This window comes from Paracoccus seriniphilus (assembly GCF_028553745.1).
Classification (GTDB): Bacteria; Pseudomonadota; Alphaproteobacteria; order Rhodobacterales; family Rhodobacteraceae; genus Paracoccus; species Paracoccus seriniphilus.
On sequence record NZ_CP067129.1, the window covers coordinates 2,565,228 to 2,579,310 of the forward strand.

Consider the following 14,083-nt stretch of genomic DNA (forward strand, 5'->3'; position numbering starts at 1 on the left):
CTGCCTGACAATCCGCCGCGATGATCGCATATGGTGCCGAATCTGGCGAAAAAAACTTTACCGATGGTTTCTTTTGGCGCCGCCCTGTCACAAAAATGCGGCGAGGCCTGATCACGCAGCCGTGGCTTTCATGGCAGGTCCGGCTATTGCAGATTGACCGAATGACCAATTGCCTGCGCCCGCTCCTGTCCGTGATCGCCATGCTTGTCCTGACCCTTGCCGCATCTGCGGCAAATGCAGAGATACGCGCACACGGGCCATATATCGACATCATCAACGACAAGGGGGGCAATGTCATGGCCATGGCGCAACGGCGGGGCCAACTGGCGCGCTCGGGCAAGCAGGTGCGGATCCGGGGCTATTGCCGCTCGGCCTGCACCATGCTGGTCACGCTGCCCAATGCCTGCATCGGCCCCAAGGCACGCATCGGCTTTCACGCCCCGCGCCTGCCGAACACGAATATCATTCCGCCGATGGTGGATCAGATCATGGGAAACTTTTATCGCAACGGCATCCGCGAACGCTGGTTCGGCGGCTGGAACCGGTCACTGGAGATGACGGTCATCTCGGCCCGCGATTATGTCAGACTTGACCCCCAGACCCGCATTTGTTCCAGCCTGGGGGGCAAGAAAAAGTAAGCTGGTCAGGGTTATTCCCGCAGACGCCAGCCAGTGGCGAATATCCAGCGGATGATTGCGAAGCAGACGGCAACCATCAGCGCCACGGCCAGCAGGGACACGCCGACCGGCACATCGGCCAGACCGAAAAACGACCAGCGGAAGCCCGAGATCAGGTAGAGAACCGGGTTCAGCTTGGCCACGGCCTCCCAGAAGGGGGGCAGCATGCTTGCCGAATAGAAAGCCCCGCCCAGAAAGACCAGCGGCGTGATGACCATCATCGGAATAATCTGCAGTTGCTCAAAGGATTTGGCCCACAGGCCGATGATGAAGCCCAGCAGGCTGAAGCCGATCGCGGTCAGGAACAGGAAGGCCAGCATCCAGAACGGATGCAGGATATGCACCCCGACAAAGAAGAAGCTGGTCCCCAGAATGATCAGTGCGATCAGCATGGCCTTGGCGGCAGCAGCACCGACAAAACCCATCGTCACCTCGACCCAGCCAACGGGCGAAACCAGATATTCATAGATCGTGCCGCTGAATTTCGGGAAATAGATCCCGAAGCTGGCATTGCTGACCGATTGCTGCAGCACAGTCAGCATCATCAGGCCTGGCACGATAAAGGCCCCATAGGGCACCCCGTCCACGGACTGGATCCGCCCGCCGATCGCCGCGCCGAAGACGACGAAATACAGCACCGTGGAAACCACCGGAGAGGCCATCGACTGCCAGATGGTGCGGAAGAACCGCATCATTTCATGATGAAAGATGGCCCAGACACCGGGCCAGTTGATCGACGCATTCATGCCCTGTTCTCCGATTTGTCGTTCTCAAGCAACGAAATGAACACCTCTTCCAGACTGGACTGCCGGGTCGAAACGTCCCTGACGGTGATGCCCTGTTCGGCCAGATCACCCAGCAGTCGGGCGATACCGGTGCGCTCGGCGCGCGTGTCATATTCATAACTGATGCAGCTTCCGTCCCTGGCCAGTTCCAGGCCGCGACCGGCCAGATCTTCCGGGATTTCCTGCAGGGGCGTATCGACCTCTATGGTCAGGGTCTTCTTGCCGAACTCGCCCATCAGTTCATCCTTGGACTTCACCAACAGCAGCTGTCCGTGATTGATCACGCCGATACGGTCGGCCATTTCCTCGGCCTCTTCCAGATAATGGGTCGTCAGAATGATGGTGACGCCATCGCGACGCAGCTGTTCGACGACCTCCCACATTTCACGACGCAGCGCGACATCGACCCCGGCGGTCGGTTCGTCAAGGAACAGAACCTTGGGCCGATGCGAAAGTGCCTTGGCAATCAGCACCCGCCGCTTCATGCCCCCCGACAATTCGCGCGTCGCCGCGTTGCGCTTGTCCCACAGCGCCAGACTGCGCAAAACCTTCTCGATATAGGCCTCGTCAGGCCCTTCGCCATAAAGGCCACGGGTAAAGCGGACGCAGTTGATGACCTTTTCAAAGGGTTCCAGCGCGATTTCCTGGGGCACCAGCCCGATCATCTTGCGCGCGGCGCGCCAGTCGGTGCGCAGGTCATGCCCGCCCACCTTGACCGAGCCGCTGCTGGCTTCGACCAGCCCGCAGATGATGGAAATCAGCGTTGTCTTGCCCGCGCCGTTGGGCCCCAGAAGGGCAATGATCTCGCCCTCTTCGATGGACATGCTGACATTGTTCAGGGCCTTCGTGCCACTGCCATATTGTTTCGACAGATTGTCGATTTCGATGATTCCGGCCATGTTTCCGGTTCCTCGTTTCATTCCTGATGCGCCGGACGCTTCGTGGCATGCAGCGGATTATTCGTGGATTTCGGTCGTTGCCGCAATGTGACGGCCAGCAGAGAGCCAAGCAGCCCAAGGGCCATTGCCCGACACCGAACGCGCACAATTACCCCAGATGGGAAAGCAATCGCCAAGATGCCAGAGGTGAAAGATGCAGATCCTGAAAAAAGACGCGCGCGAGGTGAACACGGCCCGTTTCCTGCAAAGGTCCCGCCGCGGGCAGCGAACTCTCAGACCTCGAAGTCCCCGGCCTCGGGTCGGTCATAGGGGCGCGCAATGCGCGCATCGGCAAGGGAGTCGGTCCACCAGCGCAGCCGGTGGGCAAAGACCGCCATGGCAGCCTCGGCCGCGGCGCGGTCATCGGCGTCCAGAATCCGGCCCAATTCGTCAAAGCGTCGCCAGGGAGATGCGAAACTCAGCGTGTCGCGGATCGTCACCGTATGCAGTTCGGCCAGGATGACCCGCAGGGCCTCGATCGCGCGCAGCCCGCCCGAGATGCCGCCATAGCCGATCAGCCCCACGGGGCGCGCCCACCATTCGGCGGTGACGGAATCGATCAGCGTCTTCAGATGTCCCGGTTCGGCATGATTGTATTCCGGTGTCACGATGACGAAGCCATCGGCCCCCTTCATGCGTTCCTGCAGGCGCTTTATGGCCTGTTTGTCGCCGATCTGGACCGGCAGGATTTCGGGATCGGCCGGATCGAGGATTTCGGGCGCGAAGCCGTGATCCGACAGCTGCGCGGACACCCAGGCCGCCACGCGATCATTGATCCGGCCTTCGCGGATCGAACCCAGGATCACCACGATCCGATTTCCCTGCGTCATGCAAACATCCTTGCCCATCGTCACGGAACGCCACCAGCATTCCCTTAATCACGCCTCATATTCCATCCCGGACAGCTACCCCGATCAGGAACCGACACCAGTCACCCTCGCGCCAAGGCAGCCATATAGCCACTTTGCCAGAGCTTTGCCATGAAAGCCGCACATGCTTTGCAAATCGTTGTTTCACAGCCTTGTGCAGCCCCCTAGGACCAAGGACTCTGTCCGTGTATCCTTGCGAGACAGGCTCCTTGCCCCGTTTTCGCAGATACAGGCCGATATGTTTCCCATTCGCGATCACAATCCCTCGCTGCGCAAGCCATATGTGACATGGCTGCTGATCGCCGCCAATATCGTCATGTATCTCTTGACCCTGCCCGACACCGGGGGCGGGCAGACCCTCTGGGCCCATCTGGCGCTTTACCCGGTGGCGATCATGCATGGGGAATATCTGTGGGGTCTTGTCAGCCATATGTTCCTGCACGCCGGTTTGCTGCATCTGGGCGGCAACATGCTGTTCCTGTGGATTTTCGGCGACAACCTGGAAGACCAGATGGGGCATGGCGGCTTTCTGGTCTTCTATCTGCTGGCCGGGTTGCTGGCCGCCGCCGCACAGATCGCGACCGCGCCCATGTCATCGGTCCCGATGGTCGGGGCCTCGGGCGCAATTGCCGGGGTGATGGGGGGCTATCTTCTGATGTTTCCCCGTGCGCGGGTCGATGTGGTGGCGATCTTCCTTGTATTCTTCAAGGTTTTTTCCCTGCCCGCATGGCTTACGCTGGGGCTGTGGCTGGCGCTGCAGCTATTTGGCGGATTCAGCATGACCGGATCGGAAGGTGGTGTCGCATATTGGGCCCATGCCGGGGGCTTCCTTGCCGGAGCACTGCTGTGCCTGCCGTTGTTCCTGAAGCGGGGCGGCACGCATTTCTGGGCCGTGACCCACGGACATCCGCCCCATGCCGCCGCGACCTATGCCCCCACGCGCATTCCTCGCGTCAGGCGCTAGGCGAGCCGAGAGGTTCGAAACGCCCCACCGACATATGCCGTTTGGAGCCGAAACCGGGCCTGCGCTCGACCTGGAATCCGGCATCGGCCAAGGCACGACGGACATGGCCTGCCGCGGTATAGGTGGCGAATGTGGCCTGTGGCGCACTATGGGCGCCGACCTGCGCCATGACCTCGGGCGCCCACATCTCGGGGTTCTTGGCAGGCGAAAACCCGTCCAGAAACCACGCATCGGCGCGCCCGTCCCAGGCTGGCAAGGTCTGGCGCACATCGCCGATCTGCAGGTGCAGTTCAACCTGCCCCACCTGAATGACCGAGCCACCCCAGCCCTGCTGCAGCTGCGTCGCCAGCGGCGCAAGCTGGGGAAAGGCCTCATGCGCCTGCGCCAGTTGTGCCGGATCCATGGGAAAGGCCTCGAAGCTTGTCATGATCACCGGCATTTCCGCGACAGCCGCAAGTGCAAGACAGTTCAGCCCGGTGCCAAAGCCCAGTTCCGCCACGTGGAAACCGGGGCGCAGACGAGCAGGCAGGTCATTGCCCTGCAGGAAGACATGCCGCGTTTCCGCCAATCCCCCCGCCAGGCTGAAATACGGATCGTCAAAACGGACCGACACCGGCACGCCGCCGTCGCGCCATGTCAGCTGCGGCTGGTCCGCCTGCGTGATATCGGTTAGATCGCCCATTCGGTTCTGCTATGGGAAAGGCATCCTGCTTGGCAAGTGTAACCATCATCGGCGCAGGCATCTTCGGATTGACCTGCGCATGGGAAATCGCGCGGCGCGGCCACAGGGTCCGCGTCATCGAGGCAAGACATGTCGGTGCCGGTTCATCAGGCGGACATGTCGGTGCGCTGGCCCCGCATGTGCCCGACAACTGGAACCCCAAGAAAGCCTTTCAGCTGGACAGCCTGCTGATGGCACCCGAATTCTGGCAACAGATCGAGGAAGCCTCGGGCCTGCCCTCGGGCTATGCACGAACCGGACGGCTGCAGCCCCTGCCCGATCAGGCTGCTGCCGACAGGTTGCAGGACCGCATACAGGCCGCCAAGACCCGCTGGCCTGCAAGCATGGGCATGCATGTGACGGATGCACCGGCGACGGCGCTGCGACCGCTCAGCCCATCGGGCCTTTGGCTGCAGGATGGCTTGACCGCCCGCATCGCTCCGCGCCCGGCCCTGCGCGCCCTGGCCGAGGCCATCAGCCGAAAGGGCGGCGAGATCGTCGAGAACAGCCCCGTCCGGCCCGAAGATGTGACCGGACTCACGATATGGGCGACCGGATCGGCCGGGCTGGACGATCTGAGCGCCCGGCTGGAGCGCCCGCTAGGCAAGGGCATCAAGGGGCAGTCCGCCTTGCTGGATTTTGCCGCCCCCGACGCACCTCAGGTCTTTGCCGACAGCCTGCACATCGTGCCCCATGCCGATGGCACGACGGCAATCGGTTCGACATCGGAAAACAGCTTTGAGCATGATCAGCCCGATTCGCAGCTGGACGACATCATTGCCCGCGCGGTCGAAATCTGTCCGCAACTGCAAGAGGCGCGCGTGATCGACCGTTGGGCCGGGCTGCGCCCGCGCGCGAAATCCCGTGCGCCGCTTCTGGGTCACTGGCCAGACAAGCCGGATCACTTCATCGCCAATGGCGGTTTCAAGATCGGCTTTGGCATGGCCCCCAAGATCGCGATCATCATGGCCGATCTGATCCTGCAGGGGCGCGACCAGATCCCCGAGGCATTCCGGCTGACCTGATCACACGCCTATGGCAGCGGCGAAAAACCGGTCACCAACGGATGCAGCAGGATCAGCCCCGCCCATGTCCCGATCGCCAGAAACAGGCGCCGCGCAGTGAACTGCAGGTGCCTTGGCAAGCCGGCGCGGGCCAATCCGCCAAGGGCAAAGACCAGCATGCCGCCGAACAGCAGCACATGCGCGACATCGCCATTGGCGATCAGATGGGCACTGGCCCAGATGGCGAAAGCAGCGACCAACCCCGACAGGCCCGCCGCGACCGCAGCCAGCAGAATCGCCAACGGCATGGCCAGATTGACCAGCCAGCGCCCCGCATCGCCAAAATCCCACAGCGGCAGGTAATCCACCGCTCCGGCGGCCCGAATCAGCCAGAACAGCAGCAGCAGGGACAGCAGGCTGAAACCGGCGATATAGCCGCGCCGGCCCAGCCGCGCGATCAGCCAGCCCCGCATCGCAGGACGCATGGGCAGGATATGTGCGCCCAGAAAGCACAGCCATGCCAGAAGATATGTGAACCACGCCATCATTCCCCTGCGATACCCGCTTGCGGGCGGACATGCCAACAGGTGACACTGTGACAAAACCCGGAGAACGCGCATGACCACCCGCCTAGACACCGCCTTCGCCGCCATAGATGCGGCAAATGCCAAGGACCCCCGACAGGAAGACGGCCAGCCTGCGAACTTGCTCTATGGCCAACGCATGACCGCCGAACAGCAGCGCCTGTTCCCCGATGCCAGCGATCCGCTGCGAATCGCCTGTCGCGGACAGCATGTCGAACGCTGGCTTCTGCCGCGCGACAGTTTTCCCATGGATCGCGCCGGATATCTACAGTGGCGCCAGGAACAGGGGCGCCGCCACGCCAATCGCATTGCCGGAATCATGGAAGAAGCCGGATATGACGGCGAAGAGATCGACCGCGCCCGCAAGATGCTGACCAAACAGGGGTTGAAACGTGACCCCGAGGTTCAGGCACTCGAGGATGTGATCTGCTTTACCTTCATCCGCTGGTATCTGGGTGATTTCATGGCCGAGCAACCGGACGAGAAAATGCCGCGCATCATCGAAAAGACCGCGCGCAAGATGTCGGCCGAGGGTCGCGCCAAGGCCCTGGCCGAATTCGACATGCCCGCGCATTTCGCGCAATACTTCCGCGATCCGGCCTGATGCGGGCCGTCATCGTCTCGCATGGTCAGCCGGGCGATCCCGCCCCGCAGGAACAGGCGATCCGCGCACTGGCCGCGCGGGTTGCCGCCCATGATCCGGGCTGTGAGGTTCTGGGCGCGACATTGGCGATGCCCGGCGCATTGGCCGCCGCCTGCGACGATGACAGCCTGATCTATCCGATGTTCATGGCCGAAGGCTGGTTCACCGGCAAGCAATTGCCAGGAAGACTGGCCGAGGCAGGGGCTGCCAAGGCGCGGATCATGCGCCCCTTTGGCACTGATCCGGCGCTGCCCGCGTTGATCACCACCAAGGCAAGTGCCGCCGCCATCGGACAGGGCTGGGCCCCGCGCGACACGACCCTGCTTCTGGGCGCCCATGGCTCGCAACGTTCGCAGGCCAGTTTCGAGATCACCACCGCGCTGGCGAACAGGATCGCGCCGCATTTCGCCCGCGTCGTCACCGGCTTTGTCGAACAGGAACCCTTTATCGCCACGGCCGCGCGCGACCTGACACAGGCCGTCAGCCTGCCGTTGTTTGCGCTGGCAGCCGAACATGTGCTGCTGGATCTGCCGCAGGCGCTGGACAAGGCTGGATTCACCGGCCCCCGACTTGACCCGATCGGACTGGCACCCGAAGTTCCGCCCCTGATCGCGGCCGCGATCCGCAGAGAACTTTTAAACTTGAAATAATAATCGACCCGTGCCAGCTTCTTTCGGAACAGGAGGTGACACGACATGAAGGTTCTATGCCTCGGCGGCGGTCCCGCAGGTCTGTATTTCGCGATTTCCATGAAGTTGCGCGATCCGTCCCATCAGGTGACGGTGATCGAACGCAACCGCGCCAATGACACCTTCGGCTGGGGCGTCGTTCTCTCCGATGATGCACTGGAGCGCATGCAGAAGAATGATCCGCAATCCACGCAGGCCATTCGGGACAATTTCATCTATTGGGACGACATCGCGGTTGTCCGCGAAGGCCGGCGCGATGTTTCGGGCGGTCACGGTTTCGCCGGCATCGGTCGCAAGAAGATGCTGACCCTGCTGCAGGATCGTGCCCGCGAGCTGGGCGTCGACATGCAGTTCGAAACCGAATTCGCCAGTGCGGAAAGCTATTGCGGCGATTACGACCTTGTCGTGGCGTCGGACGGGCTGAACAGCAGGGTCCGCAGCGAATACAGCGATGTTTTCAAGCCCGATATCGACACCCGCCTGTGCAAGTTCATCTGGTTGGGAACGCATCAGAAGTTCAACGACGCCTTCACCTTCATCTTCGAAAAGACCGAACATGGCTGGTTGTGGGCGCATGTCTATCAGTTCGACGATGACACCGCGACATTCATCGTGGAATGCTCGCAAGAGACCTGGGACAGCTTCGGCTTCGAGGGCATGACCAAGGAAGAGATCGTCGAGACCTGCCGCGCTGCTTTTGCCGATCATCTTGATGGCCATGAACTGATGTCGAATGCCGCCCATCTGCGCGGTTCGGCAGTCTGGATGAATTTCCCGCGCGTGATCTGCGACCGCTGGTACAACGGCAATGTCGTGCTGATGGGGGACGCCGCGGCCACGGGGCATTTTTCCATCGGCTCGGGCACGCGGCTGGCCATCGACAGCGCCATTGCGCTGGCCGATTACCTGCATGCCGAGCCGACGCTGGAAGGCGCCTTCGAACGTTATCAGGAAGAAAGGCGGCTGGAGGTCCTGCGCCTGCAATCGGCCGCCCGCAACAGCCTGGAATGGTTCGAAGAGGTCGAACGCTATTTCGACCTGCACCCGATCCAGTTCACCTATTCGCTGCTGACCCGCAGCCAGCGCATCAGCCATGAAAACCTGCGCCTGCGCGACCCCGACTGGGTGGCCCGAGCCGAAAACTGGTTTCAGGAACAGGCCGGCGGTCAGCCGGGCCGTGCACCGATGTTCGCGCCCTATCGCCTGCGCGACATGGAACTGAAAAACCGCATCGTCGTGTCGCCCATGGCGCAATACAAGGCCGTGGATGGATGCCCGACAAACTGGCATCTGGTGCATTACGGCGAACGGGCCAAGGGTGGCGCCGCACTGGTCTATACCGAAATGACCTGCGTTTCTCCCGAAGGGCGGATCACGCCGGGCTGTCCCGGCCTCTATGCGCCCGAACATGAAGCCGCCTGGCGCGAGATCACCGATTTCGTGCATCAGGAAACCGACGCCAAGATCTGCTGCCAGATCGGTCATTCCGGCCGCAAGGGCAGCACGAAGATCGGCTGGGAAGGCATGGACCAGCCCCTGGATGAAGGCAATTGGCCGCTGATCTCGGCCTCGGCGATCCCGTGGTCCGCGAAGAACGCCGTGCCTGGGGAAATGACCCGGGCACAGATGGACGAGGTGACCGCAGAATTCGTCGCCGCGACCGAAATGGCCGAGCGTGCTGGCTTTGACATGGTCGAACTGCATGCAGCCCATGGCTATCTGATCAGCAGCTTCATCTCTCCGGTCTCGAACCAGCGTCAGGATGATTATGGCGGCAGTCTGGAAAACCGGATGCGCTGGCCTCTGGAAGTGCTGGCCGCGATGCGCGCAGCCTGGCCCGAAGGCAAGCCGCTTTCGGTGCGGATCAGCGCCAATGACTGGGTCGGCGATGACGGCGTGACCCCGCAGGAAGCTGTGCAGATCGCCCGTCTGTTCCGCGAAACCGGCGCAGATATCATCGATGTCTCGGCCGGGCAGACGACACCCGAGGCCCGCCCCGTCTATGGCCGGATGTTCCAGACGCCCTTCTCCGACCGGATCCGCAACGAAGCCGGCATCGCCACCATGGCCGTCGGCAATATCTATGAACCTGACCATGTGAACTCGATCCTGATGGCGGGTCGCGCCGATCTGGTCTGTCTGGCACGGCCGCATCTGGCCGATCCCTACTGGACCCTGCATGCAGCGGTGGCACTGGGGGATCAGGCGACTGAATGGCCCCTGCCCTATCTGGCAGGTCGCGATCAGGCCCGCAGGCTGGCCGAACGCCAGACCGAGGAAATCCGGGCATGACCCGCGTTCTGATCACCGGTGGCGGCAGCGGCACGGGCGCCGATATGGCCCGCGCCTTTGCCTCGGCAGGACATGAGGTGGTCATCACCGGACGCAGTCTGGACAAGCTGTCCCGGCTGCAGGGCGACAGGATCAGCGCCGTGGCGGGTGATGTCAGCGACCCCGATCAGGTGCGCGCCATGTTTGAACGCGCCGGTCCCTGCCAGATCGTGATCGCCAATGCCGGAGTGGCCGATGCGGCCCCTTTCGGCAAGGTTGATCTGGATCACTGGCAGCGCATGATCGCGACCAATCTGACCGGCACCTTCCTGACCTTCCAGCAGGGCCTGGCACAGATGCAGGATGGCGGGCGACTGATTGCCATTTCCTCGATTGCCGGATTGCGCGGTGCGGCCTATGCCGCGCCCTATGCCGCCAGCAAACATGGGGTGATGGGGCTGGTCCGCTCACTGGCGCATGAGGTCGCAGGCAAGGGAATCACCGTGAATGCGATCTGTCCCGGCTTTCTGGACACCGAGATGACCCGGCGCAGCGTCGCCAATATCATGGAAAAGACCGGTCGGAGCAAGGCGGAGGCATTGGCCTCATTGACGGCAAGGAACCCGCAGGGTCGGCTTGTCGCGCCATCGGAAGTGACGGCCGCGGCGCAATGGCTGGCCTCATCCGCGGCGGCCAGCGTCAACGGTCAGGCCATCATGCTGGACGGGGGGGAAAGCGCATGAGCGACCTGTCCAAACGCAGACTGAAGACATGGGTCCGCCTGCTGGGCGTGACGCGGGCGGCCGAGAACCGGTTGCGTGACTATCTGCGGCGCGAACATGCCACCACCCTGCCGCGCTTCGATGTGATGGCGGCCTTGTGGCGGCGCCGCGATGGCGTGACCATGTCGGAACTGTCTCGGATGCTGCTGGTCTCGAACGGGAACGCAACTGCGGTCGTGGACCGACTGGAAAAGGACGGGCTGGTCCGGCGCGAGGCCGAGGATGGCGATCGCCGCCGCATCCGTGTGCGCCTGACTCCCGAAGGATTGACCGCCTTTGAATCCATGGCCGAAGGCCATGAAGCCGCGGTCGATTCGATCTTTGGAAACCTGACCGAAACCGATCTGGACATGATGCGCGACATTCTGGCGCGCGCAGGGAGACACGAATGAAGCCGATCCGGATGGCGAATCTGACGCCCGAACATTTTCAATGGCAGGTCATCGACCGTATCGCGGTCATTCGCCTGAACCGCCCCGAGCGCAAGAACCCGCTGACCTTTGAAAGCTATGCCGAACTAGGCCGGACCTTTCGCGACCTGGCCCATGCCGAAGATGTTGATGTGGTGGTTCTGGCAAGCAATGGCGGCAATTTCTGTTCGGGCGGCGATGTGCATGAAATCATCGGGCCGCTGGTCGGAATGGACATGCCGGAACTGCTGGCCTTTACCCGCATGACCGGCGAGTTGGTCAAGGCCATGATCCACTGCAACAAGCCGATCATTGCAGCGGTCGAGGGAATCTGTGTCGGAGCCGGGGCGATCATGGCCATGGCCAGCGACATGCGGCTGGCTGCGCCTTCAGCCAAGGCAGCCTTCCTGTTCACACGCGTCGGACTTGCCGGTTGCGACATGGGGGCCTGCGCGATGTTGCCACGCATTGTCGGACAGGGTCGCGCGGCCGAGCTGCTGTACACGGGCCGCGTATTGCGCGCCGAACAGGGCGAAAGCTGGGGCTTTTGGAACAGCCTGCATGAGGATGTCGAGGCCGCCGCGATGGAGATGGCGCGCCAGATCGCCGCCGGTCCCGTCTGGGCCCATGGCATCACCAAGACGCAGCTGGATCAGGAATGGAACATGGGTCTGGACCAGGCCATCGAATCCGAGGCGCAGGCGCAGGCGATCTGCATGCAGACCCGCGATTTCGAACGGGCCTATCGGGCCTTTGTCGCGAAAGAGCAGCCGGTCTTTGAAGGCAACTGACGGCTATGTGGGTATTTGGGCGAAGAAGAAGATGACGGATCGAAGTTTCCTGGATTGGCCGTTCTTCGAAGAGCGACATCGCGAATTGGCGGGCGCGCTGGACGAATGGGTAGCCACGGCGCTGCCAGCGGATCACGGTGATGTGGATGCGGCCTGTCGCGATCTGGTTCGTGATCTGGGCAAGGGCGGCTGGCTGCGCCATTCGGGCGGAGACTCGCTGGATATCCGCAGCCTTTGCCTGATCCGGGAAACCTTGGCGCGCCATGATGGTCTGGCCGATTTCGCCTTTGCCATGCAGGGGCTGGGCATGGGAGCCGTGACCCTGTTCGGAAGCCCGGAACAGCGGTCGTGGCTGGACAGGACGCGGGCGGGAGAGGCCATTTCGGCCTTTGCCCTGACCGAACCCGGATCGGGATCGGATGTGGCGCGCACCGCGACATCTGCGCGGCGCGAGGGAGACCACTGGGTTCTGGACGGCGAAAAGACCTATATTTCCAACGGCGGAATCGCGGATATCTATGTGATCTTTGCCCGCACCGGCGAAGCCCCCGGAGCAAAAGGGCTGTCGGCCTTTCTGTTGCCCGCTGACACGCCCGGATTGAGCGTCGTCGAACGGATCGAGGTGATCGCGCCTCATCCCCTGGCGCATCTGCGGCTTGAGGGGGTTCGGTTGCCCGAAGCCGCGCTGATCGGGACGGCAGGTTCGGGCTTTCGCATTGCCATGACGGTATTGGATCATTTCCGTCCGACGGTCGGTGCCGCGGCGCTGGGATTTGCGCGTCGCGCGCTGCAGGAAGGTGTCAGCCGCGTGCGCGACAGGCAGCTGTTTGGCGCACCCATGGCGGAATTGCAGATAGTTCAGGGGCATATTGCGGATATGGCGCTGAAGATCGATGCGGCGGCCTTGCTGGTCTATCGGGCGGCCTGGACCAAGGACATGGGGGCGGCCCGCATCACCCGCGAAGCCGCGATGGCCAAGCTCTATGCGACAGAAGCCGCGCAGCAGGTCATTGATCAGGCCGTGCAACTTTGGGGCGGTGATGGCGTGCGCAGCGGCACGATGGTCGAGAGCCTGTATCGCGAGATACGCGCCCTGCGGATCTATGAAGGCGCAAGCGACGTGCAGAAGCTGATCATCGCCCGCAGCGTATTGGAGGCCTCATGAGCTATCACCGGGTCATTCCGATCGAATTTGCCCATTGCGACCCGGCGGGGATCGTCTTTTATCCGCGCTATGCCGAGATGGTAAACTCGATGGTCGAGAATTTCTTCCTCGACGAGGTGCGCTATTCCTTTGCCCGGATCATGGCCGATGGTTTCGGCATTCCGACCGTCCGGCTGGAGGTGGATTTCCACAAGCCCTCGCGCCTTGGGGAACGGCTGGAGTGGATCCTGCGCGTCGCCGGTCTGGGTCGCACAAGCGCAGGTTTCCATCTGACCGCGCAGGACCGGGTCGAGGCATCCGTGACGGTGGTCTGGATCGACAGGAACTTCGCCCCCGCCCCATGGCCCGACCAAATCCGCAATACGCTGGAGGCCCATCATGCATGAGCAACTTCACCCGTCAAACTGGAAGCGCGCCATCGGCTATGCCAACGGGATCTCGGCCCGCGGGCGGATGATCTTTACCGGCGGTCTGGTCGGCTGGGACGCGGATCAGCAGTTCCGGACCGATGATTTTGCCGGGCAGGTCCGGCAGGTTCTGGAAAACATCGTCGACGTTCTGGCCGAGGGAGGCGCCGGACCGGAACATCTGGTCCGGCTGACCTGGTATGTGACCGACAAGCAGGAATATCTGGCGGCCCTGCGCGATGTCGGCGCAGCCTATCGCGATGTGATCGGACGCAATTTCCCGGCGATGGCCCTGGTCCAGGTCGCCGGACTGGTCGAGGACCGCGCCAAGGTCGAGATCGAAGCAACAGCAGTCGTTCCGGACTGAATTCAGCAACAGGAGG

At 62.5% G+C, this 14,083-nt stretch carries 17 protein-coding genes; 12 read left to right on the forward strand and 5 right to left on the reverse strand.

The window, feature by feature from the left end; translation table 11 throughout:
- The first annotated feature begins 161 nt into the window (after positions 1–161).
- A complete protein-coding gene (locus tag JHW44_RS12570) occupies positions 162–638 on the forward strand; it encodes a hypothetical protein (RefSeq protein ID WP_089342856.1) in 477 nt (158 codons plus the stop codon).
- A gap of 11 nt (positions 639–649) precedes the next feature.
- Here JHW44_RS12570 and JHW44_RS12575 read toward each other — a convergent pair whose 3' ends face one another.
- The 3 genes from JHW44_RS12575 to JHW44_RS12585 all read right to left on the reverse strand — a co-directional run bounded on the left by JHW44_RS12575 (position 650) and on the right by JHW44_RS12585 (position 3,230).
- The gene (locus tag JHW44_RS12575) at positions 650–1,423 is read right to left on the reverse strand and encodes an ABC transporter permease (protein ID WP_089342571.1); all 774 of its coding nucleotides are present in this window, start codon (positions 1,421–1,423) and stop codon (positions 650–652) included.
- A complete protein-coding gene (locus tag JHW44_RS12580; protein WP_089342570.1) occupies positions 1,420–2,361 on the reverse strand; it encodes an ABC transporter ATP-binding protein in 942 nt (313 codons plus the stop codon). The genes JHW44_RS12575 and JHW44_RS12580 overlap by 4 nt, the downstream gene beginning before the upstream one ends.
- A gap of 272 nt (positions 2,362–2,633) precedes the next feature.
- Positions 2,634–3,230, reverse strand: coding sequence for an NADPH-dependent FMN reductase (locus JHW44_RS12585; RefSeq protein ID WP_089342569.1), 597 nt, complete (start codon positions 3,228–3,230; stop codon positions 2,634–2,636).
- A gap of 277 nt (positions 3,231–3,507) precedes the next feature.
- Between JHW44_RS12585 and JHW44_RS12590 the strand changes: the two genes are divergently transcribed.
- Complete coding sequence (locus tag JHW44_RS12590; protein WP_089342568.1) at positions 3,508–4,233, forward strand: rhomboid family intramembrane serine protease; 726 nt, start codon at positions 3,508–3,510, stop codon at positions 4,231–4,233.
- Here JHW44_RS12590 and mnmC2 read toward each other — a convergent pair.
- Positions 4,223–4,915, reverse strand: coding sequence for a tRNA (5-methylaminomethyl-2-thiouridine)(34)-methyltransferase MnmC2 (gene mnmC2 / locus JHW44_RS12595; protein WP_089342567.1), 693 nt, complete (start codon positions 4,913–4,915; stop codon positions 4,223–4,225). The genes JHW44_RS12590 and mnmC2 overlap by 11 nt on opposite strands.
- Positions 4,916–4,944: 29 nt before the next feature.
- Here mnmC2 and JHW44_RS12600 point away from each other — a divergent pair, with 29 nt between their 5' ends.
- Entirely contained in the window at positions 4,945–5,979 is a 1,035-nt protein-coding gene (locus JHW44_RS12600; protein ID WP_245846722.1) for an NAD(P)/FAD-dependent oxidoreductase, read from the forward strand.
- 8 nt (positions 5,980–5,987) lie between these two features.
- Here JHW44_RS12600 and JHW44_RS12605 read toward each other — a convergent pair whose 3' ends face one another.
- Complete coding sequence (locus tag JHW44_RS12605) at positions 5,988–6,506, reverse strand: NnrU family protein (RefSeq protein WP_245846721.1); 519 nt, start codon at positions 6,504–6,506, stop codon at positions 5,988–5,990.
- A gap of 70 nt (positions 6,507–6,576) precedes the next feature.
- Between JHW44_RS12605 and JHW44_RS12610 the strand changes: the two genes are divergently transcribed.
- The 9 genes from JHW44_RS12610 to JHW44_RS12650 are packed head-to-tail and all read left to right on the forward strand — an operon-like array spanning position 6,577 to position 14,067.
- On the forward strand, positions 6,577–7,146 hold the full coding sequence (locus JHW44_RS12610) for a DUF4202 domain-containing protein (protein WP_089342565.1): 570 nt from the start codon (positions 6,577–6,579) through the stop codon (positions 7,144–7,146).
- Entirely contained in the window at positions 7,146–7,835 is a 690-nt protein-coding gene (locus JHW44_RS12615; protein ID WP_245846720.1) for a sirohydrochlorin chelatase, read from the forward strand. Before JHW44_RS12610 ends, JHW44_RS12615 begins: the two co-directional genes overlap by 1 nt.
- Before the next feature lie 45 nt (positions 7,836–7,880).
- Entirely contained in the window at positions 7,881–10,166 is a 2,286-nt protein-coding gene (locus JHW44_RS12620) for a bifunctional salicylyl-CoA 5-hydroxylase/oxidoreductase (protein WP_089342563.1), read from the forward strand.
- Positions 10,163–10,888: an SDR family NAD(P)-dependent oxidoreductase gene (locus JHW44_RS12625; protein ID WP_089342562.1), complete on the forward strand. Its 726-nt coding sequence runs from the start codon at positions 10,163–10,165 to the stop codon at positions 10,886–10,888. Before JHW44_RS12620 ends, JHW44_RS12625 begins: the two co-directional genes overlap by 4 nt.
- Positions 10,885–11,319 (forward strand): MarR family winged helix-turn-helix transcriptional regulator, encoded by a 435-nt coding sequence (locus JHW44_RS12630; protein WP_089342561.1) that lies wholly within the window; start codon positions 10,885–10,887, stop codon positions 11,317–11,319. The genes JHW44_RS12625 and JHW44_RS12630 overlap by 4 nt, the downstream gene beginning before the upstream one ends.
- A complete protein-coding gene (locus JHW44_RS12635) occupies positions 11,316–12,128 on the forward strand; it encodes an enoyl-CoA hydratase family protein (RefSeq protein ID WP_089342560.1) in 813 nt (270 codons plus the stop codon). The genes JHW44_RS12630 and JHW44_RS12635 overlap by 4 nt, the downstream gene beginning before the upstream one ends.
- Positions 12,129–12,159: 31 nt before the next feature.
- Positions 12,160–13,293: an acyl-CoA dehydrogenase family protein gene (locus tag JHW44_RS12640; protein ID WP_089342854.1), complete on the forward strand. Its 1,134-nt coding sequence runs from the start codon at positions 12,160–12,162 to the stop codon at positions 13,291–13,293.
- A complete protein-coding gene (locus JHW44_RS12645) occupies positions 13,290–13,679 on the forward strand; it encodes an acyl-CoA thioesterase (protein ID WP_089342559.1) in 390 nt (129 codons plus the stop codon). The genes JHW44_RS12640 and JHW44_RS12645 overlap by 4 nt, the downstream gene beginning before the upstream one ends.
- A complete protein-coding gene (locus JHW44_RS12650) occupies positions 13,672–14,067 on the forward strand; it encodes a RidA family protein (protein ID WP_089342558.1) in 396 nt (131 codons plus the stop codon). The genes JHW44_RS12645 and JHW44_RS12650 overlap by 8 nt, the downstream gene beginning before the upstream one ends.
- Positions 14,068–14,083 lie beyond the last annotated feature (16 nt).